At 26.9% G+C, this 23,730-nt stretch carries 22 protein-coding genes and 1 tRNA gene; 5 read left to right on the top strand and 18 right to left on the bottom strand.

The window, feature by feature from the left end; translation table 11 throughout:
- The first annotated feature begins 59 nt into the window (after positions 1-59).
- Positions 60-1,499 (top strand): leucyl aminopeptidase family protein, encoded by a 1,440-nt coding sequence (locus tag PF569_05490; GenBank protein ID MDA3855689.1) that lies wholly within the window; start codon positions 60-62, stop codon positions 1,497-1,499.
- An 11-nt stretch (positions 1,500-1,510) separates the two neighbouring features.
- Here the strand turns inward: PF569_05490 and PF569_05485 are convergent, their stop codons facing one another.
- Both PF569_05485 and radA read right to left on the bottom strand, forming a co-directional pair.
- On the bottom strand, positions 1,511-1,744 hold the full coding sequence (locus tag PF569_05485) for a hypothetical protein (GenBank protein MDA3855688.1): 234 nt from the start codon (positions 1,742-1,744) through the stop codon (positions 1,511-1,513).
- A gap of 214 nt (positions 1,745-1,958) precedes the next feature.
- Complete coding sequence (gene radA / locus PF569_05480; GenBank protein MDA3855687.1) at positions 1,959-2,918, bottom strand: DNA repair and recombination protein RadA; 960 nt, start codon at positions 2,916-2,918, stop codon at positions 1,959-1,961.
- Between the two features lie 415 nt (positions 2,919-3,333).
- On the opposite strand from radA, the gene PF569_05475 reads away from it, so the two are divergent.
- A complete protein-coding gene (locus PF569_05475) occupies positions 3,334-5,682 on the top strand; it encodes a type II/IV secretion system ATPase subunit (protein ID MDA3855686.1) in 2,349 nt (782 codons plus the stop codon).
- A gap of 307 nt (positions 5,683-5,989) precedes the next feature.
- On the opposite strand, the gene PF569_05470 is transcribed toward PF569_05475, so the two are convergent.
- The 8 genes from PF569_05470 to PF569_05435 form a co-directional block, all read right to left on the bottom strand.
- On the bottom strand, positions 5,990-6,442 hold the full coding sequence (locus tag PF569_05470; GenBank protein ID MDA3855685.1) for a GtrA family protein: 453 nt from the start codon (positions 6,440-6,442) through the stop codon (positions 5,990-5,992).
- Between the two features lie 48 nt (positions 6,443-6,490).
- Positions 6,491-7,210 carry a glycosyltransferase family 2 protein gene (locus PF569_05465; protein ID MDA3855684.1) on the bottom strand — a complete coding sequence of 240 codons (720 nt, stop codon included), beginning with the start codon at positions 7,208-7,210 and terminating at the stop codon, positions 6,491-6,493.
- Positions 7,207-8,589 (bottom strand): hypothetical protein, encoded by a 1,383-nt coding sequence (locus PF569_05460; protein MDA3855683.1) that lies wholly within the window; start codon positions 8,587-8,589, stop codon positions 7,207-7,209. Before PF569_05460 ends, PF569_05465 begins: the two co-directional genes overlap by 4 nt.
- 64 nt (positions 8,590-8,653) lie before the next feature.
- On the bottom strand, positions 8,654-9,412 hold the full coding sequence (locus tag PF569_05455) for a hypothetical protein (protein MDA3855682.1): 759 nt from the start codon (positions 9,410-9,412) through the stop codon (positions 8,654-8,656).
- Positions 9,413-9,456: 44 nt separating this feature from the next.
- A complete protein-coding gene (locus PF569_05450) occupies positions 9,457-10,758 on the bottom strand; it encodes a glycosyltransferase family 2 protein (GenBank protein MDA3855681.1) in 1,302 nt (433 codons plus the stop codon).
- A 35-nt stretch (positions 10,759-10,793) separates the two neighbouring features.
- Positions 10,794-11,126: a hypothetical protein gene (locus PF569_05445; protein ID MDA3855680.1), complete on the bottom strand. Its 333-nt coding sequence runs from the start codon at positions 11,124-11,126 to the stop codon at positions 10,794-10,796.
- 2 nt (positions 11,127-11,128) lie between these two features.
- On the bottom strand, positions 11,129-12,295 hold the full coding sequence (locus tag PF569_05440; GenBank protein ID MDA3855679.1) for an AAA family ATPase: 1,167 nt from the start codon (positions 12,293-12,295) through the stop codon (positions 11,129-11,131).
- 39 nt (positions 12,296-12,334) lie between these two features.
- Complete coding sequence (locus tag PF569_05435) at positions 12,335-13,990, bottom strand: helicase-related protein (protein ID MDA3855678.1); 1,656 nt, start codon at positions 13,988-13,990, stop codon at positions 12,335-12,337.
- Between the two features lie 145 nt (positions 13,991-14,135).
- On the opposite strand from PF569_05435, the gene PF569_05430 reads away from it, so the two are divergent.
- Positions 14,136-15,656, top strand: a complete 1,521-nt coding sequence (locus tag PF569_05430; GenBank protein ID MDA3855677.1) for a thymidine phosphorylase family protein — start codon at positions 14,136-14,138, stop codon at positions 15,654-15,656.
- Positions 15,657-15,678: 22 nt separating this feature from the next.
- Here PF569_05430 and PF569_05425 read toward each other — a convergent pair whose 3' ends face one another.
- The 5 genes from PF569_05425 to PF569_05405 form a co-directional block, all read right to left on the bottom strand.
- Complete coding sequence (locus PF569_05425) at positions 15,679-16,344, bottom strand: DEAD/DEAH box helicase (protein ID MDA3855676.1); 666 nt, start codon at positions 16,342-16,344, stop codon at positions 15,679-15,681.
- Positions 16,345-16,447: 103 nt separating this feature from the next.
- Positions 16,448-18,373 carry a Glu-tRNA(Gln) amidotransferase subunit GatE gene (gatE, locus tag PF569_05420; protein ID MDA3855675.1) on the bottom strand — a complete coding sequence of 642 codons (1,926 nt, stop codon included), beginning with the start codon at positions 18,371-18,373 and terminating at the stop codon, positions 16,448-16,450.
- Positions 18,374-18,460: 87 nt separating this feature from the next.
- Complete coding sequence (locus PF569_05415) at positions 18,461-18,652, bottom strand: DNA-directed RNA polymerase subunit N (GenBank protein ID MDA3855674.1); 192 nt, start codon at positions 18,650-18,652, stop codon at positions 18,461-18,463.
- Between the two features lie 119 nt (positions 18,653-18,771).
- Complete coding sequence (locus tag PF569_05410) at positions 18,772-21,807, bottom strand: hypothetical protein (protein MDA3855673.1); 3,036 nt, start codon at positions 21,805-21,807, stop codon at positions 18,772-18,774.
- A 171-nt stretch (positions 21,808-21,978) separates the two neighbouring features.
- Positions 21,979-22,061 (bottom strand) — tRNA-Leu (locus PF569_05405).
- Between the two features lie 93 nt (positions 22,062-22,154).
- On the opposite strand from PF569_05405, the gene PF569_05400 reads away from it, so the two are divergent.
- Entirely contained in the window at positions 22,155-22,712 is a 558-nt protein-coding gene (locus tag PF569_05400; protein MDA3855672.1) for a hypothetical protein, read from the top strand.
- 22 nt (positions 22,713-22,734) lie between these two features.
- Here the strand turns inward: PF569_05400 and PF569_05395 are convergent, their stop codons facing one another.
- From PF569_05395 to PF569_05385, 3 genes are read right to left on the bottom strand one after another with little or no spacing between them, the layout of a single operon-like run.
- Positions 22,735-22,884, bottom strand: coding sequence for a hypothetical protein (locus PF569_05395; GenBank protein ID MDA3855671.1), 150 nt, complete (start codon positions 22,882-22,884; stop codon positions 22,735-22,737).
- Positions 22,885-22,895: 11 nt separating this feature from the next.
- Complete coding sequence (locus PF569_05390; protein MDA3855670.1) at positions 22,896-23,249, bottom strand: type II toxin-antitoxin system PemK/MazF family toxin; 354 nt, start codon at positions 23,247-23,249, stop codon at positions 22,896-22,898.
- 2 nt (positions 23,250-23,251) lie between these two features.
- Entirely contained in the window at positions 23,252-23,422 is a 171-nt protein-coding gene (locus PF569_05385; GenBank protein MDA3855669.1) for a hypothetical protein, read from the bottom strand.
- 98 nt (positions 23,423-23,520) lie between these two features.
- Here PF569_05385 and PF569_05380 point away from each other — a divergent pair.
- Positions 23,521-23,730, top strand: a 210-nt coding sequence (locus tag PF569_05380; GenBank protein MDA3855668.1) for a twin-arginine translocation signal domain-containing protein, incomplete at its 3' end; no start/stop codon positions are given.

Raw genomic sequence — 23,730 nt, 5'->3', positions numbered from 1 at the left:
TAACAAATAATTACTGAACCCTAAAAAGATATATAAATAAAAAAATTAATTCTTATTTTATGAAACTAAAAATAGAAAATAAAAACCTAGAACTCATAACAATTCCAGTATACAATTCTAAAAAAGAATTTGAATTTTTTAATAAAACTCAAAATAAAGAAATAAAAAACAAAATAAAAGATACAGCAAAATTATACCAATATATTGGAAAAGAAAACGAAACCCTATATTTTAATATAGATAAGCAAAAAATCCTATTAATTGGATTAAAAGAAGAATATACATTAGAAAATTTAAGAATAGCATATTCTAATGTTCATAAAATTATTAAATCTAAAGATGAATGTAAAATTTCAATTGAAGTACCCAAAGAACAAGAAGATGAAATTGTTGCAATAATTGAAGGAATCGACTTGAGTGATTATAAATTTAACAAATATATAAAAGAAAAAAAAGAAAATGAAATAGAAATTATTATTATAATAAATAAAAAATATCAAAAAATATTAAATGAAACTTTAATAATAACTAAAAATACTAAAATCACAAGAGACCTAGTAAATGAAAATTCTAATATAATAACGCCCCAATATCTAGAACAACTATCTAAAGATTTAGCAAAAAAAAATAAATTAAAAATTAAAGTATTAAATGAAAAACAAATACAAAAAGAAAAATTAAATCTGCTCTATGCTGTAGGACAAGGATCAATATTCCCTCCAAGGCTAATCATTGTTGAATATAATGGTAATCCTAAATCCAAAGAAAAAATAGCATTAGTTGGAAAAGGAATAACATTTGATACTGGAGGAACAAATTTAAAACCTACAGGATTTGTAGAGGACATGAAATCTGATATGGGAGGCGCAGCAACAGTATATTCAATATTTAAATCTGCAATAGAATTAAAATTAAAACAAAATCTAATACTTGTAATTCCATCTGCTGAAAATTCATTATCTGCAAATGCATTCAAACCAGGAGATGTATTCATTGGATACAATCAATTAAGTGTTGAAATAGGGAACACAGACGCAGAAGGAAGGCTAATTCTTGCCGATGCTATAGCATATATTCAAAAAAACTATAAACCTACTCAAATCATCGACATGGCAACACTTACTGGAGCATGCCTCGTTGCTCTTGGAACAAATTTAATTGCAATGTTAGGAAATAATAAAAAAATAAAAAAACAAATATTTGAATCAGGAGAAAAAACATTTGATAGAGTTTGGGAATTACCAATATATGATGAACATAGAGAATCTATAAAAAGTAAAATTGCAGATATGAAAAATATAGGTGCTAATAGATATGGTGGAACAATTACTGCTGCAGCATTCTTAGAAAAATTCATCGAAAAAAATACTAAATGGACACATCTAGATATTGCTGGAGCTGCAAGATCGCATGGAAAAGTAGCTCCATACATAACAGATTTTGGAACTGGAAGAGGAGTAAGATTAATAGTTGATTACATTAAAAATAACCAAAAATAAAAAAAATTATTTTATTCTATAAAAGTTCTAATCAAAGAAACCCTTTGTTTCAACTCTTTTCTTGAAAGTTCAGGCAAATACTTCATTAACTCAGAAAACATATTTACAAATAGTTCTTTGTCTTTAAATTCAAAATCATTTGATAACTCATGAATATATGCAATCAAGTCTTGTTCTTCATCTTTATTTTCTAAATACACTTCAATTAAATCCGCGAGTTTTTCTTTTTTATCAACAAAATCCATTTTTCACTTATATAATAATTATCTATTTTATCATTTAAAAACAATTATAACTAAAATTAAAAACACTTATTTAATAAAAATAAAAATAAATTGAAATATTACACCTAATTGAAACAAATATTCATCAAATTTATTAGAAAAAGGTTAGAAATTATACAATAATTTCTATTCCTATTTGAACTATTCAAATTGGTTAAAAATTGTAAAACAATTTTTATTCTTCTTTATCTGAAATTCCAGACATATTAACAAAGAACATACATTCATTGTCAGGTAAATTAGGACTATCAACAAGTTTTGCAACTCTTGAACCTTTCTTTCCTTTTCTCAAATAAATTCTAAATGTAGAACTATGTCCCACAATATGACCACCAATTGCTTGTGTTGGATCTCCAAACATAACATTTGGTTTAGCCATAACTTGATTAGTTACAATAACGCAACAATTATACATATCAGCAAGTTTCAAAAGTGTATGCATATGTTTATTTAATTTTTGTTGCCTCTCTGAGAGTGTTCCTCTACCAATAAACTCTGCTCTAAAATGAGCTGTTAGTGAATCAACGATTAAAACATTATACTCACCAGTCTTAAGCAAATCTTCTGCTTTTTCTGTTAAAAGCATTTGATGATCCGAATTATAAGCTCTTGCGATTTTAATATTTTTCAAAGCATCATCAGGATTAAGTCCAACTTTCTCAGCCATTTGTAAAATTCTCTCTGGCCTAAAAGTATTCTCAGTATCAATGTAAATTACTTTGGAACCATAACCACCTTGATCTTTTGGGATTTGTACATTAACTGCAACTTGATGTCCTACTTGAGTTTTACCTGAACCAAATTCTCCGAAAAGTTCAGTAATAGCTCCAGTCTCAAAACCTCCACCCATAATTTCATCAAAACCTGCGCTTCCAGTTTTAACTTTCTTAACAAATTTTCTTTTCTCTAAAACTGTATCGGCAGTCTCAAAACCCATCTCCATCATATCCCTTGCTGCTTGAATCATTTTTCTTGCAACACCATCTGAAACTCCTGCTTCATTTGTCAAAACACCAATCGATGAGACTGCAACTGCAAGTAAAGTATCAATACCCGCTGCTGCTAATTTTTCTACTGTACTTGGACCTACACCAGGTAAATCTGAAACTGTAACTTCTTTTTTTTCTTTAACCATTTTTAGCTATTTATTATCAGTTTTTCGGCAAGGTAATAAACATACACCAAGACTCAAAAAAGCAAAACTGAAAAAACCCATCTAAAGCTAAAACTCTTAGATAATAATATTAAATCAAAATCATTTATAAAATTATTTAATTTCTTCAAAATTAAGTTCTCTGAAATAGAACTCTATTAAATTTATTTAATAAATGAATAGAACAAATAAACTTTACAAAATAATAAATCCAGATATGCAGAAATTGTGAAGAACTAAGAAATCATTTAATTACCTTGATATTGTTTTACCAATACCAAGATGTAAGTTGCTAAACTTTACCGAATTTATGTTTTTCGAGTAGTAATTACTGGCGGAAACCATTTATAAATCTTTCGAAAAACTATAGGAATCCTTGCTTAACAGCAGTAAATTCATGGAAACTAAATTTAATCATTTTCAAGTAAAGAAATTAATATATAAATCAGTGAAAAGCAAAAAATATATGTTTAATTCGAAAAAAGAATTTGAAGTAGTAAAACATGGCGTTGAAAGTATTCTGAAAATAAACTACTTTGAAAAAAATAACTTCCCTTCAATAGAAGATGAAGCAATAGTTATGAGAGATACAGTAAAAAAATTATCTCAAATTCCTTCAATTACAAAAATCATATTCATACATAATAAAAATTATGAGTATGAATTCAACCAAGTAGTTTTACTAAAAGAAATTGCACAATTATATACCATGTTATCAAAACAAAAAGAATTATTTTCTGCTGGACAAATTTTAACTAAAAATGACGAATGTGTAAAATTATTTTTCAATAGATATACATTTTTACAAAATACAATAATAAAAGATTTACCTGCAGACCCTATAGGAGCTTATGTTAAATTCAAAAGAGAATTAAGAGATTATAAATTCGATAAAAATTATCATCAAAATGATTGTTATGAAGTAGACAATAAATTTGAAAATGCAATTAATTTCATAATTAGTAAACTTGAATCTTTAACCATAATTAAAGCATCAAAAGAAAAACTAGCTGGACACAAAGTCGGTTCAAGAGAAATATATAAAAAATTCTTCTCAGCAAATATCAAACCAAATTTTGTATTTACAACATTACTAAGAAGAATTCCTATTGAAGCAAAAGAACTAGACTCCTACAAATTAAGTAACGCACAAATCAGTATATTTGAATTAGATAATGAAGCAACTAATTTATATCATGTAACTCCAATAGAATTTACATTATCTGAAGAAAAATATAATATCTTAAATCTTGCAAAAGAAGTAATTTCCGAGCATAAACCTGAATCAAACGATTTCATTGAACCTGCCAAACTTAGAGAAGTATTTTTCAATATTTCCAGAGACCTAATTGAAGAAATTGCAGAATTCAAAAATATTAAATTAAAACAAAAAGATATGGAAGATTTAGCAAACATCCTTATTAGATATACAGTAGGATTTGGTCTAATTGAAACACTACTTGAAGACGATAAAATTCAAGACATCTCTGTAAACTCTCCATCAAATAAAACTCCAATATTCATAACTCATGCAGAATTTGAAGATTGTAAAACAAATATCATACACGAAGAAGATGAAGTTGAAGGATGGGCATCAAGACTTAGAATGATTTCAGGAAAACCTCTTGATGCATCAAATCCTATTTTAGATGCTGAGATTGAAACTCCTAAAGCAAGGGCAAGAGTCTCAGTAATTGGAAAACCTCTAAACCCATATGGAATAGGATTCTCATTTAGAAGACACAGAGACAAACCATGGACACTCCCATTATTTATTAAAAAGAAAATGATTACTCCTGAAGCAGCAGGACTATTAAGCTTTATAATTGATGGAGCAAGAACAATTCTTGTAGCAGGAACTAGAGGTTCAGGAAAATCTTCCTTCTTAACAGCAATAATGATAGAAATCATGAGAAAATATAGAATAATTACTGTAGAAGACACATTAGAACTTCCAACACTTCAATTTGCAGATTTAGGATTTAACATCCAACCTATGAGTGTTCGTTCTGCACTCTCAGTTTCTAAAGAAGGTTTTAGTGCAGATATGGGAATAAGATCAACACTAAGACTAGGAGACTCATGCCTAATAGTTGGAGAAGTTCGTTCAACTGAGGCTCTTGCACTATATGAAGCAATGAGAGTAGGAGCTCTTGCAAATGTAGTAGCAGGAACAATTCATGGAGATAGTCCTTATGGAGTCTACGATAGGTTAGTAAACGATTTAGGAGTCCCTAAAACTTCATTTAAAGCAACAGACATAGTAATTGTTGCAAATCCTGTAAAATCTTCGGATGGTCTTCATAGAAACAGAAGAATTACAAGAATTACTGAAGTAAGAAAAAATTGGGAAAATGATCCACTCCTTGAAAATGGTTTTCAAGATTTATTCAAATATAATTCTATAACAGACCAATTAGAAATAACTGATGACTTAATCAATGGAGAAAGTGACATTCTAAAAGCAATAGGTTCAAGCGTAAAACAATGGGCTGGAAACTGGGATGCAATTTGGGACAATATACAATTAAGAGGGAAAATCAAAAAACTTCAAGTAGATTACTCAATCAAATACAATAATGACGACATTCTTGAAGCAAAATCAATAATTGATTCAAATGACAAATTCCATAAAATATCCGAAAAAGTAAACAATGAATTTGGACATTTAGACTCTAAAAAAATATTTTTCGAATTTGAAGAATGGTTTAAATCATACATACAACAATATTTAAATAAAGATTAAAATTGTAAGATTTATTTGTATTTATAAAAATCTCATTTTTATATTATATTAATAAAGAATAAATCGATTAAAAGAACTAATTAAAATAAGCACAGACAAGGTACCTTGAACAAATCAAACTCAAGATTAATATATAATCAAAGAAAACTCGCCAAGCGGCCGAGCAAATCAAAACTGAAACGATAATATAGTCCAAGGTTTAATGCATATTGCGACCTCACCTGTAAATAATAAGAATGAAAGTGTCTTTAAATAACTATTGAAAAACCAATTCTATTTTGAAAAAATAAAATTTATAAAAATTCTTTCAACTTCCTTTAAACAAAATTAATTTTGAAACTAAAAAATTAATAGTAAAGAAAAAACCAATAACTCCTACAATAACTAACAAATAATAGTCAACCCCAATATAGTCCACAATACTCTTAATGATTACTGCCTGAAGTGCGCTCATAAGTAAATTATAAACAATAAAATAGGTAAATCTTCTCTTGTGTTTATCTTTAGTCTTAAAAGTAAATTTTGTGTGTAAAATGAAATTATAAACTAAATTACTAAATAAACCAATCAAATAAGCATAAAAATACTCTTCTCTACCAAATACAATTTCAGCAAAAAAAGCAGTAAATAAAATATTAATTAAAACACCTGTACCTCCAACCAATAAAAAATGTACAAATCTAAATTTCAAAAATAGAAAATACCAATCAACCGGATTAAAAATATTGAGATTCTTCAATTCATCTTTGAATCTTTTCATACATACTTAAATCTAAACTGATTTAAAAATACTTCTAAATTTCAAAACTCATTTATATTTTCCAAACACAAAATTAATCCTAACTTTAAATAATTCTAAAAGTGTTAAAAAATAATCTCTCACCCTAACCTTAGATCTCTCATCATTAATCCAAGTAACAGGAACTTCTTTAATTTTAAATCCTTCTTTATTAAATAAAAACAAAAGTTCAAAATCATATCCAAAACCATCAATCATACTTTTTTTGAAAACAGATTTTGTAGAATTTTTAAATAATTTAAAACCACATTGAGTATCATTAATATTAAGACCAAGTAAAATCCTAATCCCTAAATTTCCACTCTTTCCTAAAAACACCTTAAATAAGTTTTGTCTCTTTAAAATATTTGAATTTTCAAGTGCCCTTGACCCAATCACAATATCAAAATCGTCAACATATTTAATCAACTTAGAAAAATCTTTAAGTGGAGTTGACAAATCCATATCAGAAATTAAAACAAAATCTTTAGATGAACTAAGTACTCCTCTACGAATAGCATAACCCTTACCTTTATTTTGTGCATAAGAAACAACTTTAACAAAAGAATTATTTTTTGCACAATCTTCAAATAACTTCAAAGTATCATCACTAGAACCATCATTAACTAAAATCAACTCTTTATCTTCAAATTTTTCTAAAAATTTTAAAACAAATCTTATCTGCTCTGAAAATCTAGTCTCCTCATTATAACAAGGAATCACAAGACTAAGTGAGACTCCCTTATTCATTCTAATCCCTCAACAACTTCATATATCTTAAAATTGCAAAAAGTATCACCATAAACTCCTATGTCTTTATCAAACAAAATTTCTTGTTTATCTAAAAAAACATCTAAAGTCTCTTTTTCTTCACAATCCAAACCATCGACACAATAAACTTCACAATTTTTTATTGCAATATGAGTTATCCTATAATCTGCTTCAAAAAACTTCCTTTCCCAAAAATCCCAAAATGGAAGAGAATATATTTCAATTTCAGAAAACATTAAAAATGTAATATCTGTAGTAAGTAAAACTACTTCTTCATCAAAATCCTCAAAATAATTATAAAATTCTAATTCCTCTGAATTATACTCAGAAAAAATATTATAAGCATAAAAATTAGTAAAAATAAATAATAAAAAGAGAAAAACAATCAACATAATTTTCCCAATTTGTTTGAATTTATCTCTTACAAATTTATTTAAAACAAAATTTAAAAAAACTCCACTAATGATTGCAGCAAAAGGTAGAACTGAAAAAACATACCTTGGTTCATTATGTGTTAAAATTAAAGACAAATAAATGAAAGGAATTAAAAATGTAAAAAGTAAGAAATTTATTTTTTTTGATGACCAAAAACCTTTATTAAAATTATAAATTATAAAAAATAAAGCAACTAACAAAATAATCCTATTTTGTTTCAGCAAAACAAAAAAATAAAAAAACATCCCAGAATCATATAAAAATGCACTATCTAAAACAACAAGACTCGCCCTTTTAATAGTGTGTAACATATCACCAAAATAAATATAATTCATAATTAAATAAGGTAAAACTAAAATCATAAACCCACAAATATATTTAACAAACTTTACAAAAAGTCCTTTCAAAGAAAATAAAAATCCTCCTTTTTTATAATTATTAAAAATGAAATAACAAAATAAAATAGGCAAATAAATACCATTAAAAAATCTCGATAAAAATGCAATTCCCAAAACAAATCCTGCCCAAAAAGGCTTTTTCTTTAAAACAAAATAAAACCCAAGCAAAACAAAAAACAAAGAAAACTGCTCACTAACAATCAAATTGGAAACAAACAAAAACATTTGAGTTGAAGCTAAAACTAAGACACTCAAAAATCCTGACCCTTCATACATCTCTTCTGCAATTTTATAAACCAAATATAAATTACCCATTGCAAATAGAATTACAGTAAGTTTTGAAAAAATAACAATATCTAAACCTAAAAACCAAAAAATTCCTAAAAACAAAGAAAAGAAAACTGGCCTAACTCCGTCAAAAAAACCAACTCCACCAAATGAATAAAAAAATTTAGCAAGTGAAACATACACAACTTCATCCCACCAAAATTTATTTGATGAAAAAATGAATACATTAAGTTTCATAACAAAAAAAATTAATAAAAAAAATAAAAGAAAACGATATTCTATATTTAATTTTTTGAAATTATTAATTAACTGTCTCATTTGTAATATTAATAGTACTATTTATGAAACTTAATTCTTCAGTTTCATTATTCAAACAAAAATCATAATCGTTATTATTCTCACATAAAATCATACTAAGCTCTTCAATTGTTTTATAATGATAAGGTATATCTCCAACAACAATTGTTACCTTATCATTTGTAACATTATACTTATCTACAAGAAGAGAAATAGTCCCGTCAAAAGTTGCATCAAGAGCAAATATCAACAACTTATCATCTGACTGAATCCTTAAATGATTCAAAATAATTGCTTGATCTTGACAATTAAAACAAGTATCCGCATTTGAAAAAAAATAAAGAATAGTCTCATAATCTGCATCACAAACATCATCAATCTTTTGAGCTAAAATCCAATACTCTATCTGATAATTAATTAATCTCTGTCTCAAATAACTGTACTCTTCCCAAACAAAATCAGGTTGATTCAAATAATCTGAAAGCTTATTTGTCAAAGTATAAACTTTTTGGATAGAATAATCAAAAGATTTTTCAATATCTGTGCAACTATAAGTCTCATTATTTTCAATTAAAAAATTAATATATTGTCTTTGTGTAACAAGATCTTGGTAACTAATCTCATCATATCTAAGTTCTTTTGCAAAATACCCAACTTTATTGTTCTCATCAATAAACTGAATAAACAAAGAAAACATTAGAATTATTATTATTATAAGTAAAACAATCAAATATCTTGATCTCCTCATACTCTTTCTAGTCATAGATATAAATCATCTACTTTAATTTATAAAGTTTTATCAGAAAATTATCTAAGCCAAGTAGCCTTTGTTCTCAATAAAATCCTTTTAAAAACAATAAACCATACATAAACCATCAAAAATCGATAAAAAAATAAATAAAACAAAAAAGGAAGAAAACTAAATGAAATATGTTTTTTTTCCAAATTATAATTAGTCTCTCTAGCAGATATAACAAATATAATAAGAATAATTAAAGCTGAAAAAAATAACAAGGAAACAGCCTTTAAATTTAAATCATACAAACTAAAAGAAAAACTATAATTTGCAACATATGTCCATAAATCAAAATTTATCAAACTAAAATCCCTAATCGTATTAAAAATTCTTTTAACAAATAAATAAATAATCATAGAAAAAGCTAAAACTAAAAAAAAACTAGACAAAAACATAGAAGGGAAAACAAAAATCCCGAAGTCTTGAAACTTCTTCTTTAAAAAAAATGACCTAAAATAATCTTTCATACACATAAAATTCCCATAATTCCACCTAATTCTTTGTCTTGTAAGTGCCTTAATTGAAATGGGCGTACTAGTTTCAACCTTCGCAATATCTGATTGCCCCATTTTATAATTATTTTTTTGCATACGAAGTGCAAGCTCAAAATCTTCAGTCAAATAACCATGATCAAAACCACCTAAATCTCTAATTGACTTTGTCTTATACATAGAAAAAGGTCCAGAAATAACCATCATTGAATCTACATAAGACGCTAAATATTTAAAAAAAACTGACATTAAATACTCTACCCACTGTAATTTTTGAATAAAAGACTTAGGGCTATGAACAACCATTAACGGAGAAATTGAGTCATAATTTTGTAAAATCATCTCAGACATCAAATATTTAAGAGACATCTTATCTGGATAACTATCTGCATCCAAACATAAAAAATAATCAGTTTTTACTTTTTTCAAACCATTATTCATCGCAACATATTTTCCTTGATTTTTTTGTTTAATTAAATCAAAACCATATTTTTTTTGTAATCTAAGAAGTATTTGTTGAGTCTTATCTGATGAACCATCATTAACACACATAATATGCATCTTTTTTTTATCATAATCAACTGCATACAATTTCTCAATAGTTCGCTCAATAGTATTTTCTTCATTAAAACAAGGTACAATAACACTAACTTTAGGATAATCCTTTTCTTCAAGTAATTTTATTTTTTTAGATTTTTTATCAATATAATCAGAAGAGAAAAAAATAGATAACCAAAAAAAAATTAAATAAAGTCCTATAAAATATAAAACCCATAAAACAAATGAAACAACTCCTGCTTCATTAAGTGAATAATTTACCATTTCTAAATAAACTGAAAAGTTACCATTTTAAAAAACTATTTATTCAAAGAATGAAATTCTAAAATCTCTCTTCTTTCAATGCCTAAAATATTTTTTTCATAAAGATAAGTAATATTATTAAGATTTCCTTTGATACAAGATTCCTTACCATAATCAATCCTATATCTATATTCATTATTCTCTAAATCAGCATATATACAATAAGTAAATTTCCCACCATGCTTAGTAGTATAACTATCTATAGTCTCGTATTTTAAATCTATTACATTTGTCAATTTCTCTTCTGAAAAATTAACTGTAACTAAAAAATAAAAGATTATTGCTAAAAAAAGAAAAGAATAAAATATAACTCTAGTTAACTTAACCATTTCTAACTAAAACTGTTATTTAGAATTTTATATCCTTCTTCTTCTGCTTTTACGATTTCAATAGCATTAACCAAATCTTTTTGAGTGATTTTTTTTCTACTATCCTTAATTGCCAAATAACCAGCTTCAGTAGTTAAAGCTTTAAGCTCTGCTCCACTAAACTTTTCAGTTTTTCTTGCAACTTCTTCTAAATTTATATCCGAATCTAATTTCATAGGTTTAGTATGAATTTTTAAAATTTCTAATCTATCTTCTTCAGTAGGTAATCCAACTTCAATATGTCTCTCAAGTCTCCCTGGCCTCATAATCGCTTCATCTAAAATATCAATCCTATTAGTTGCAGCAATAACCTTAACATCTGAGAGTGCATCAAAACCATCGATTTCACCTAATAATTGCATAAATGTCCTTTGAACTTCTCTCTCTCCTGAAGTTCCAGTCTCAATCCTTTTTGCAGCAATTGAATCTAACTCATCAATAAAAATAATTGTTGGAGCTTTTTGTCTTGCAAGTTCAAATAAATCTTTAACTAACTTAGCTCCTTCACCTATAAATTTTTGTACAAGTTCAGACCCAACTAATTCAATAAAAGTAGCATTTGTCTCTTTTGCAAGTGCTTTTGCAATCATAGTCTTACCAGTTCCAGGAGGACCATGCAATAAAACACCTTTAGGAGGAGTAATACCCATCTCTTCAAACATCTCAGGTTTTAACAAAGGAAGCTCAAGAACTTCTTTAACTTTCTCAACTTCTCTTCTAAGTCCACCAATATCTTTCCAAGAAGTCTTAATATTATCATTTACAATCAAATAATTCTCAACAGGAAAATTCTTTGAAAGTTCAATCTTATCCATAATCACCAAAGATTTCTGTTCATTTAGTACCATATCACCAGATTTAATCTTAGTTTGGCAATTTTGAGACATCTCAACCAAAAAATTACTTTGATTTGGAAGTTTTATAACATATTTTCCATCATCAGTAACAGATAAAATCTCTGAAACTATAAAAGGAGGAGTTCTAAATTTTTCAATCTCTGTTTGATAGAATTTTACTGTCCTCTTCAAATTCATATTCTCTTCTTCAAGTCGAGTATTCTCATAAGACAATGTATACAAAGGATCATCGCTATTCTTAGAGATAGATTCAGTTTCAAAATCACTAGTCATAAAAAAAGTAAGCATTAGTTATATAAAAATGTTATGATTTTAGAAATAATCTGTTAAACTCATATTCTTCTCTTTTTTCTCTTCTTCAAACTGTCTATAATTCTCAATTAAAACATCTAATTCATCCTCTGAAACATCTCTAACTTTAATCTCCTTAGGTCTTGACACAATTGTAGTTTCTTTTATTTCAGTATTTTCATTTAATTGTTTCTTAATTTTAATGGCAATTCCATCTCCAACAACTCTTGAAATAGAATAATAATCGGCCCTTTTCAAATCAAGCAATCTCTTAAATCCTGCATTATAAAGTTTTCTAGCACGAACCCTTCCAATTCCTTTCAGACTAATTAATGAGAGTAATTCTTCTTTAATTCCTGACTTAAAACGAGTTCTTAACTTATTCAAAAAATTCTTAAAATATACATACTTCCTCAAATAAGACAACTCCTCTAAACAATACAAAAGCCAATCAACAACATCAGTTTTAAAACTCAATTCACCTGGAGTAATTTTGTACTTATCACTAATATAATCTTCTGGCGCTTCACTTATCCAATCAATTAAAACATCAGTCGTCTTAATTGAATTCAAAAAATTATCATAATCTATCTCATAAGGATCAAAAGACACAATCAAACTATCACCTACATCTTCAGCCCTCTTCACATAATCTTCTTCTTGCGCTTTTGCAACATTAAATAAAGGCCTCATCTCAATAGTATTACACATAAAATTAATCAAAGAAAATAAATCATATCTTGAAACATCCGCACTCTCAAATCTTTTAACAAATTTACTTAAATTATCCAAAAAATAATTAGCAGTATCTGGATTCAAATAAAGCTCAGATACTTTCTTACCAAGTTGAGTTGCCATATAATAATCATCAGTCTGATTAACAAAGTTATAATCTTTTAAAACTTCAATAATTCTAAAAATATTGTAATTTAAACTCTCTAAATCCTGATATTGGTGAGCATATAAAGTCGATGCAAAAAACTTCTCAATCTCCTCTTTCGTATTAATCATATCCATAGAAATAAGTGACAAAACATACATCTTCAAAGTAGGTTCTACTGCAAGTTTAGAAATAATCTCTTCACTCTCACCAAACACATACTTAGGAACGATTCTCTTTGCTTCATCCTCGGTTTTAACACAAATTACAGCTTTACCAATATCTTCTTTTCCTGGTCTTCCAGCCCTTCCAGACATTTGATGATATTCAAGAATTGGAATATCTGCCATCCCCCTTTGAGAATATCTCTTATAATCTTTAATAATAACCTTATAAGCAGGCAAATTAAGTCCTGCTGCAAGTGTTGGAGTAGAAGAAATAACTCTAATAAATCCATTTTTAAATCCTTTCTCAACTAAATCTCTTTGTTTTGAAACAAGTCCACTATGATGAAATGCAACTCCTTTTTCAATAAAACTTGCAAGTCTTTTACATTGTTTTGTTGGTACAGAAAGAGCTTTTATAATCTTTTTAGAAATTAGTAAAAGTTCTTCTTTATTCTCTACATTTTTAACACTTACAGAGATTTTTTCAGCAGTACTCTCAGAACTTCGCTTAGAATTATTAAAAACTAAAACTTGTTTCTTTTGTTCCATAGTTTGTAAAACTAAATTAATTACACTATCATCTGTACTAGTCTTAACTTTCTCAGATTCAATAATGCAATATTCTTCCATAAAAAAACATATCTTAGTATTTATATAAATCTTATCATATAAAAAAATAAAATTTAATAATAAATATGTACAATATAAAAACCATGAAAATTACAACTCACAAATAAAAACTAACTTTATTAAACAAAGATTAGTAAATCTAAATATGTTTAAAGCAAAAAGAATTGAAATAGATGCATCACACGATTTAATTATGATGCTATGTGAAGAAGATGCTAAAAATTTAAGTTTAAATGCTAGAGATAGAGTAAAAATTATTAATCCGAAAAATGAAAAATCAATCATTTGTGTATTAGATATAATCGATTATAAAAAAAAATCAAATCATACTAGAGACATTAACTTAAAAAAAGGAGAAATAGGTATTTTTGAAAAACCATTTGATAAACTTGAATTAAAAGAAAATGTAAATGTTCTAATTGCTCCTGCTCAAAAACCAAAATCACTTGAACACATCAAAAAGAAATTTAATGAAAAAATCAAATTAAACAAACAACAATTCAAAGAAATTCTTATTGACATAGTAGAAAATAGATACTCTCAAGTTGAAACAACATACTTTGTTCTAGCCTGTAGTATAAACGAACTATCAGACAAAGAAACTATATATCTAACTGAGGCAATGGTTGAAGTTGGAAAAGTTTTAGACTTTAAAAAAAAATCTTCAGATATAATTGTCGACAAACACTGTATCGGAGGCCTTGCAGGAAATAGAACCTCAATGGTAGTTGTACCAATAATTGCAGCATCAGGACTTATAATCCCTAAAACCTCATCAAGAGCAATAACTTCTCCGGCAGGAACAGCAGACACAATGGAAGTATTAACAAATGTAGAAATTTCTCTAACAAAAATGTACAATCAAGTAAAAGAAATTAAAGGTTGTATAGTTTGGGGAGGAGGATTAGAACTTAGTCCTGCAGATGATTTAATAATCCAAGTAGAGCACCCACTTCAAATTGATAGTGAAGGACAAATGTTAGCTTCAATTCTTTCCAAAAAAAAATCGGTAGGCTCAACCCATGTATTAATTGACATACCTGTAGGACCAACTGCAAAAGTTAATACACTCGAACATGCAAAACACTTAAAGAAAAAATTTGAAAAAATAGGAAAAGCAATAGGTCTAACAATTAAGATTATTATAACAGACGGAAGGCAACCAATTGGAAATGGGATTGGACCACTCTATGAAGCCCAAGATGTAATCAAAGTTCTAAAAAATACTTCTGATGCTCCTCAAGACTTATTAGAAAAATCTCTTTACATGGCAGGAGAATTATTAGAAATGGCAAACAAAGCAAGTAAAGGAAAAGGATACACACTTGCAAAAGCAATACTAGAATCAAAAGCAGCATTACAAAAATTTGATGCTATAATTGATGCTCAAGGAAGAAAAAAAATGCCAGCAAAAGCTAAATTCCAATATCAAATAAAAGCAAACAAAGATACAAAAGTTCTTGGAATAGACAATCAAAAAATCTCTAAACTTGCATTTATGTTAGGTGCGCCTAAAGATAAAACTGCAGGACTAATATTAAAAAAGAAAATTGGTGAACAAGCAAATGAAGGTGAAATTATATATGAAATATTTACAAACTCAGAATTAAAATTAAAATATGCTAAAACATATCTTGAAGACAATGTCATCTATAATTTAAGATAAAATATTTAAAAAATAAAAAATTTTACTTGTATCTTAAAAGCTCATCGCCACTTAAAACATAATGTTGTAATTCTACTGGTCTCCAATCATCTTCAACCAAATCTGCTCTAAGCCAATTTGCAATCTCTTTTGAATTCCCTATAGTAGCGCTTAGACCAATTAATCTAATTCTTGGATACTTCGATTTGAAAATTGACAAAAGAACTTCAAGAGTAGGTCCTCTTCTTTCATCATTTAACAAATGAATTTCATCTGCAATAACCAATCCTAATCCTTCTAAAATAGTTTTATCATGTCTAATCAAAGAATCTAATTTTTCTGCAGTAACAATAAGCAAATCATAATCATAATTATATTTCTCAGTTTGTAATTCTCCAATAGAGAGTCTTATCCTGAAAAATTCAGAATACTCCTCAGTAAATTCTTTGAATTTCTCCGAAGCAAGAGCTTTTAGAGGAACAATATAAACAACTCTCTTTTTCTTATTTAAAATTACATCAAGCATTGCAAGTTCTGCAACAAGTGTTTTTCCTGAACCAGTAGGAGTACAAATAATTTGATTATGATTATTCTCAAAAAGACCTTTTTTAATAGATTTTTCTTGACAAGGTCTAAGATCTAAGAGTTTTCTTTTCTCTAAAATCTTAAAAATTTCTTCAGGAATTTTCTTGAGTACATCTTCTTTCATTATGAGTTCCTCATGATTAAAAAGATACCAAACAAATTTTCAAAATTTGTGACTGTATCTTCTGACATAGCAAAGATGAAGAAAGTATGTTTTATAAAATTACCTAATTGAGCTTCTTCAAAATACTTGAAATAACTTTCCCATCAACTTTTCCTTCAAATGCATTCATACACATCCCCATCAAAGCACCAAAAGGAGCCTTCGAATTTTGAGTCACAATCTCTCGAATTTTCTTCTCAACTTCTGCCTCATCAAAACTCTCTAAAACCAAACCTCTCTCTTCTAAATAATCTTTCAAATTAGAAACATTACTTAAATTCTCTTTATACAAACTAATAAACAAATCTCTAATAATTTTTTGATTAATTAAATTCTCCGAAGATGCCTTAATAATATTCTCAAGTAATTCATAATTTAAATTAATGGGTTCAATACTCTCCCTCTTCCTAATATCTTTTGGCAAATCAAATAATAAATTATAAATCGTTGCTGCATTCTTCTTTGAAATTTTAATCAAACTTCTAATTTGATCTTCAGAATAAGATGACAACATCTCTTCGATTCTAGCATTCTCAATATCAAACTCACCCTTTAATCTATCAAGTTTCTTATTATATAACTCAGGTAATTTTTTCTCCTCTTCATCCAAGTACTCTTTAGTGATTTCAATCTCTTCTATGTCTGTTTCAGGGTACATTCTTGCAGCTCCAGGCATTGGTCTTGAAAAAACAGTAACTGTTCCTTTTGAGTCAACCTGTCTTACTTCAGTTGGAACGCCTACAAGTAATTCTTTAATAATTTCTAAAACATTTTTCAAACTATTCTGAGCAATATTTTTATCATTAACAATCAAAATAAAAGAATCCAATTCTCCTAAACCTAATTCCTTTCTTACTAAATCAACTTCATTTTGTTCAATACCATATTTAGGTAATTCATCCGAATGAAATAATCCTTTAATCTGCGGAAAATGTTTTTTATTTCTATCTGAAACCTCTGTTGCAAATCTATAATTATCTTGCATCTCATGACCCAAGATTCCTTCAAATTTATTAAGTTTAATTGCAAAAATTCCTGCAGTTTTTCCAGTTAAATTACCAAGAACAACTTTTGAAGTAGTTTTCTCAAAAACCTTTGAAACATCATAAACTTTTTTATCTGAAAAATTATCAACTCCAACTCCTCTTGACTTTAATTCTTCAATAATAGAAAGGTGAATTTGTTGTCTTCTAATCTCATCTTTAATCATTTCAGGAATAAGTTTCAAATTCTGAGCTCCTTTAATCTCAATTCTTGAACCACCTTTAATAGAAACATTAACATCTTGCCTAATAGTTCCAAGACCTCTTCTTGTTGTGCTAAAACTTCTAAGTAAATTACCAATCTGCTCTGCAACTTCAAAACCTTGCTCTGGAGTTCTAATATCTGGTCCAGTTGTAATCTCAATTAATGGAATTCCTTGTCTATCAAGAGAATAAATATTATGTCCATCTAATCTCTCAATTGCTCTAGAAGAATCTTCCTCAATATTAACTCCCTCAATACTAACTTCTCCAAACGAAGTTTTTAGACTCCCACCAAAACCAAGCATAGCAGTCCTTTGAAAACCTGAAACAACACTCCCATCAATAATTAATTTTCTCATAAACTGAGTTTTATTAAAAAAATTAAGATTAAGCATAATTCCGGCTTTAACTGCAGCATCAAAAGCTAATTTATTAGGTCCTTTAGGAGGTTCTTCATCTAAATCAACCAAACATGCAATTTTGTCATTATATTTATACTCATTAAACTTATCTTTTCTAAATTCTTCTGCAGCTGCCCTATCAACATCTCCAGTTTCACTAAGAGAAAATCTTAATTTTCTTTTTATTTCTTTATCAAAATCCTTATTATCTTCAATCAAACAAGGACAAGAACAAAATAATTTTCCAGTATTAAGTTGTTGATGAATCTCAATACCACACATCAAACCTACTTGCGTATAATTTATACACTTATTTCTATCTAAAAAAATTAATTTACTCATCTAAAAATAAAATACTCAATGAAATTTATAAAAGTTTGTGATTTGAAATTAGAAATTTAAAAAATTTACACTAAAAAGAAAAAATAATTATTTGTAAGCTCCAACAATGTCAATGTTCTCTACATGAGACATAATTGTACTTCTACAACAAAATCTTACCGCTCCAACTTCATCAAGAGCTTCTTTTTGAGTTTTACCTTCTGCAAGTAATTTTTCATACTTTTCCCACAAAGAACCAACAACTTTACCACACGAAAAACATCTAACTGGAATTATCATAGTAAAAATAATCAAAATATTTTTATAAAGCTTACTATAATATAACATAAAAATTAAATTAACTGTAAATTCCAACTTGAAGATAATTCACACAAAAATCTTTGATTATAAACTTTCTTTCAATTTAAAAGTTTAGTATAATTCTCTAAAATCATTGCAACATAAAATCTTGGATGTCCCTTATTTGTAAGTGCAGCCATAATTTGGTCATTTGCAATACCTCTATTTTTCAAAGAATCAATTAAGGATAAAAGTTGGTCTTCATAAGCAGACATGTATTGAACATGATCATTAATACTATGAGATGAGCCGCCATCAATAACTTCAAGTTTAACCCTAACATCTGAAACATCATCCCTTATTCCTCTTAACTCAAAATCAACTTTATTCTCAATCTCTTTAATTTTATCAAAACTTCTCTTAATTTCATTATTAATAAAATTTACTTTAGCAAAACTAGTATCGATTTGATCTAATTTTTTAGCTAAAACTGAATTCGTATCACGCATAAAACCATCTAATTCATCAATTATTACTCCTTTGAAATCTGAAATATCGCTACCATAATCTAAAAATCTCTTATTGAATTTTTGCTCAAGCCCCATAACTCTCTCCTCAATACCTTCGCCAATTCTATCCTTTTCTGCTTTCATCTCAACAAAAGAATTTTGTTGGAATAACTCGAATTCTTCAAATTTCGCATTAATCTCTGCTTCTTTAGTTTTAATTCTCTCGTTATAAACATTTAAATCATTCAAACCGTTCTCAATTTGATCTGTTACATACTTCAAATTTTTCTCAATAAATCTCTTCTCTATCGAGTCTAATCTATTTTTAGTATAATCCTTCAAATTACTAATCTTTTCATTAAATGTCTCCCTGAAAGTATTTTCATTTCTCTCAAAATTTTCTTTTTGTGATTTCAAAACCTCAAATAACTCGCCTTCTAATTTTTTTGAATAATCTGTAAGTTCTAATTTTCTTGCTTTAACAATTTCTTGAACATGAATTCCAAAATCTTCAACTTCCCTATCAAACTTAGCTTCTTCTGCTTTAATTTTTTGAAGTTCGTCATCTAAATTACTAACATAATTTTTAGTTAAAAGTGTTATCTCATCTTTAAAAGAACCAAGTTCTTCAACCATCTTATTTTTATCAACTTCAATAATTGAAAGTTTCTCTAAAAACTCTGATTCTTTTGACTTTAATTCATTATCAAAATCTGAAAGTTTAGTTATAAAACTAGATTCAAACTGTTCTTTTGCAATCAAAAATTTAGACTCAATTACTTCTTTTAGATTTGTTAATTCATCTTTATTTTCTTGAGTAATTTTATTTAAATGATTTGTATCATTTAAAATTTGCTTAGAAATCTCATCTTTAACTTCTTGTTCTAAAATTTTCTTTTCTTCTTTCAAATCTTCATCATTTTTTTTAGATAAGTCATCAAATTTATCTGCAATTTCATTATATTTATTTGCTAAAAAATCTCTCTCTAATTCTTTTTCTTTTTCAAGTGTTTTAACAGAAGTAGAAACTTGTTTAACAAACTCAGCATAATCTTTAGAAAATGAATCAATTTGTTTAACAAATCTTGAATCAATTTCTTTAAATGCATCTTTCTTATCAGTCTTAAAATTCGTATCACTAGATTTTAAAATTTTTAATTCTTTATCTAATTCAGAAACATATTTTTTAACAAGATGAGATATCTCGATTTTAAATTTATCAATATATTCTTTGTATTTATTCTTATCCTTCTTTAAATTATTCACTACTGGATTTAATTTCAAATCAAATTTAATAGACATATCATTAAATTTATTATTTAATTTTGTAGTCATATCTTCTTTTGATTTATTAACATCTTCTAATAGCATTTCTCTTTCTCTATCTATCTTAATATAAGAAGATTCCAGTTTTGCAGTTGCATTTGCACTTAAAGAAGAAATTTCTTCTTCAAAATTTTTTAAATTAAAATCTAAGTCTTTTTGTTTTTTCAAAAACAAGTTCCTCAATTTTTCTTCAGCAGCAACTAATTCTTTTGTTAAATTATCTTTTGATTTTTTCTCAATAGATGATAAATCTTTTTTCTCTAAAGAAATTATTTTCTTCTCAATACCTGAAACAAAATCTGCAACTTCATTAAATTTGTCAACTAAAAATTTCTCTTGCGCATCTTTTGCGATTTCAAGATCTTTTAATTTAGTTTCAGTTTTAACTAAATTTTTCTGAACTCTTTTTTCAACTTCAAAAGTTTCAGACTTCTTTTTGTTAAACAACTCATTTTCAAATCTCTCAATCAAACTCTTAAGAGCTCCATTTTCAACTTCAAGTTTTTTAATTTTTGATTCAATAGAACTCAAATCTAAATCTTCAATAGAGAAATTTTTCTTAACATCTTTTTTCAAAGAGTCAAGTCTTCTTTCAAGTTTTTTAGTATTTACCTTTAATTCATCAATATCAATTGTACTTGAACTAAACAAAGTAAAAAATTTATCGTTAATTTTTTTTATAGAATCATGAACTTTCTTTTCAATTTCAGCATTTAAACCTTTAAAGTCTTTATCTTCAATTTTTTTAAGTTCTTTTTTAAGAGAATTGTTAGCATTTAAAGAATCAATAATTCTAATCTCTAAATCTGAGAGTTTTTTAGAAAAATCTTTTTTATGTTTAGAACTTTTTGAATCTAATTCACTTCTAAGTTTTTGAGATTCAACTTCAATAATCTTTTTAATTTCATCAAAAATATCTACCTTAACTGATTTCAAATCCAATTTGTTGATAAGTGGTGTAAATTCACTAATGATTTCATCTTTAATTGTAGATAAAAAATTATTATGAATTGATGAAGATGTGTTTGAAGAAGAAGTTTTTACTTTTTTGTCATGTGCATCAACTCTTTGAGTTAATTTTTGTAAATCATTTTTCAATGAATCCTTAACCACTGCAACTTTTGCAATCTCTTTATTCAGAGTCTTAGCTAAATTCAAACTATCTGAGACTAAATCAACTTCTTTTTTTATAGTCTTAGCTTTCTTTTTTGTTTTAGCCTCTACTTTAGTTTTAGGAACAGCTTTTAATTTAGGTGCTGATTTTGCTTTAACCTTTTCTTTAGAGATTTTTTTGCTAACGCTCTCTTTTTTCTTAATCATATATAAATTATATATAAAAATATTATATATATTATTTATTATTAACACATAGTTAAATCGTGAATCTATTGTAAAGTTTAAATAATACATTTATAGAAGAAAAATAGAAGAAAATGAGTTTACCGGTAAACTTTCACATAAAAATTGTAAGATATGGGAACTTGAAAAATATGAGAGGGACGGGATTTGACCCCGCGAACCTTACGGACTGGAGCCTAAATCCAGCACCTTTGACCAGACTGGGCGACCCCCTCATGATATAAGAATAATAATAAAAATTAAATTCTATTTAAAAGGATTGTTATAAATTACTTTTATAAATTAATAATTATTACTAATTTATATAAATGACAATAAAACGAACTAGTAAAGCTGATAAATTGACAGAAAAACTCTTTACTCGCACTACTTCTTATGCACATGAAATTCATTTTTTATACGAAGCAGCAATAAAACGAAATTTTAAAGGATACAATTTCAAAAATTCAAAAAGTGAAGATTTAATTAAAGAATATAAAAATTGTCACTATCAAAATACTCCTTCTCTTGCAAATTTATTTTACACTCACGCACTCTCTTTAACACAAATTCCTACAGAAAGCAAAATAGAATTAATCAAAGAAATTGAAAATTTAGAAATATTTTATGACACAAAAAAAGAAGCAGAAGATAAAATCAAATCTGTAATGATTAGTTCAAAAATCTCATTATTTGAAAAATATGTAAAACTTCACAAAGAAAAGAAAATTGAGAGGAAAAATCAACTCCAAATAACTTTACCAAAAGAAAAATTAGAAAAAATACTACTAGGACAAAAATTAACTCAAATTTTAAATCAAAAATTAGAAAAGGATAAAATATTTGAAGAAGAATTAGAATATATCTATTATACACTAGGATTCTAAATATAAAACAAATCTTTCGATTCTACTCAAAAATACTACTAATTACACCATCAGCGGCAAGTGGATTGTATGTCTTAAAATTATCTTTTGTTAACATAGCGGCTTGCTCAGAAGGAAGTATCCTCATATAAACTTTACATGGACCTGCTGAAACTTTAATATCATCAAACAAGAATAAATAAATTATTTATAATAACCAATTTGAAAAAATAAACTATTAAATATGTCTCCTTTTAATTTTTCATCAGTTATTTTACCTAGCCTTTTAATTAATCTTTTTTTATCTACTGTCCTAATTTGATGTGATAAAATTATTGAAATATTATCTAAACTAGATTCTTCCTTCTTCAGTAAAACTTCATTAGGATATACAAAACGAGAAGATTTCTTAGATGTAATTGGTAAAATATTTACAATAGGCAATATTTGATTAATTAAATCTTCACTAATAATTAACACAGGTCTAGTCTTTCCTTGTTCTGAACCTACAACTGGATCTAAATTAACTAAATAAATCTCCCACTGACAAAATTTCATTTTTATTCTAAATCCACAGAAGAAAAATCTTCTTGAATTGAATTAATATCATCTAAAAAAAGAGTATCATTTTTTGCTTTTTCAATAATTTTCAATTTCTCTTGAAACTTATCTTTTTTGTAATTTAAAAATTCCTCATATTCATATTTAGAAATGTTATCAACTTCTACCATAAGAACATATAAGAGTTAATAATTTATAAAACTACTTAATTCTATTTTAAAATATAAAACAAATCTTTATAAAAAATAAAAATCAAAATTAAACTAAGATGTCCGACATTGAGAACTTTTTATTTGAAACTTCTAGTCCAAATAAAGTTTTTAATAGGGGACTTGAAAAAGAATTAACGATGGGATGGCTTAATAAGAAAAATACTAATGGAATTGCAGATGCAGCAGAGCACCTAGAAACTGGTGGAATGAATAGAAGAGACTTCATAAAAAAGGGAGCACTACTAACTGCAGCAGTCGCTGCAGAC

It is taken from the genome of Candidatus Woesearchaeota archaeon (assembly GCA_027858315.1).
GTDB lineage: Archaea > Nanobdellota > Nanobdellia > Woesearchaeales > UBA583 > UBA583.
The sequence above is the reverse complement of the archived record's forward strand: the minus strand, read 5'-3'. Positions and strand labels throughout refer to the sequence as shown.

What these genes read in the sequence shown, in the direction of transcription:
- radA (MDA3855687.1), bottom strand. Translation starts at nt 2,918, where the DNA reads ATGGTTAAAGAAAAAAAAGAAGTTACAGTTTCAGATTTACCTGGTGTA.
- PF569_05390 (MDA3855670.1), bottom strand. Translation starts at nt 23,249, where the DNA reads ATGAAATTTTGTCAGTGGGAGATTTATTTAGTTAATTTAGATCCAGTT.
- PF569_05455 (MDA3855682.1), bottom strand. Translation starts at nt 9,412, where the DNA reads ATGACTAGAAAGAGTATGAGGAGATCAAGATATTTGATTGTTTTACTT.
- PF569_05440 (MDA3855679.1), bottom strand. Translation starts at nt 12,295, where the DNA reads ATGACTAGTGATTTTGAAACTGAATCTATCTCTAAGAATAGCGATGAT.
- PF569_05425 (MDA3855676.1), bottom strand. Translation starts at nt 16,344, where the DNA reads ATGAAAGAAGATGTACTCAAGAAAATTCCTGAAGAAATTTTTAAGATT.
- PF569_05465 (MDA3855684.1), bottom strand. Translation starts at nt 7,210, where the DNA reads ATGAATAAGGGAGTCTCACTTAGTCTTGTGATTCCTTGTTATAATGAG.
- PF569_05430 (MDA3855677.1), top strand. Translation starts at nt 14,136, where the DNA reads ATGTTTAAAGCAAAAAGAATTGAAATAGATGCATCACACGATTTAATT.
- PF569_05415 (MDA3855674.1), bottom strand. Translation starts at nt 18,652, where the DNA reads ATGATAATTCCAGTTAGATGTTTTTCGTGTGGTAAAGTTGTTGGTTCT.
- PF569_05385 (MDA3855669.1), bottom strand. Translation starts at nt 23,422, where the DNA reads ATGGTAGAAGTTGATAACATTTCTAAATATGAATATGAGGAATTTTTA.
- PF569_05490 (MDA3855689.1), top strand. Translation starts at nt 60, where the DNA reads ATGAAACTAAAAATAGAAAATAAAAACCTAGAACTCATAACAATTCCA.
- gatE (MDA3855675.1), bottom strand. Translation starts at nt 18,373, where the DNA reads ATGAGTAAATTAATTTTTTTAGATAGAAATAAGTGTATAAATTATACG.
- PF569_05435 (MDA3855678.1), bottom strand. Translation starts at nt 13,990, where the DNA reads ATGGAAGAATATTGCATTATTGAATCTGAGAAAGTTAAGACTAGTACA.
- PF569_05410 (MDA3855673.1), bottom strand. Translation starts at nt 21,807, where the DNA reads ATGATTAAGAAAAAAGAGAGCGTTAGCAAAAAAATCTCTAAAGAAAAG.
- PF569_05460 (MDA3855683.1), bottom strand. Translation starts at nt 8,589, where the DNA reads ATGAAACTTAATGTATTCATTTTTTCATCAAATAAATTTTGGTGGGAT.
- PF569_05450 (MDA3855681.1), bottom strand. Translation starts at nt 10,758, where the DNA reads ATGGTAAATTATTCACTTAATGAAGCAGGAGTTGTTTCATTTGTTTTA.
- PF569_05470 (MDA3855685.1), bottom strand. Translation starts at nt 6,442, where the DNA reads ATGAAAAGATTCAAAGATGAATTGAAGAATCTCAATATTTTTAATCCG.
- PF569_05445 (MDA3855680.1), bottom strand. Translation starts at nt 11,126, where the DNA reads ATGGTTAAGTTAACTAGAGTTATATTTTATTCTTTTCTTTTTTTAGCA.
- PF569_05485 (MDA3855688.1), bottom strand. Translation starts at nt 1,744, where the DNA reads ATGGATTTTGTTGATAAAAAAGAAAAACTCGCGGATTTAATTGAAGTG.
- PF569_05475 (MDA3855686.1), top strand. Translation starts at nt 3,334, where the DNA reads ATGGAAACTAAATTTAATCATTTTCAAGTAAAGAAATTAATATATAAA.
- PF569_05400 (MDA3855672.1), top strand. Translation starts at nt 22,155, where the DNA reads ATGACAATAAAACGAACTAGTAAAGCTGATAAATTGACAGAAAAACTC.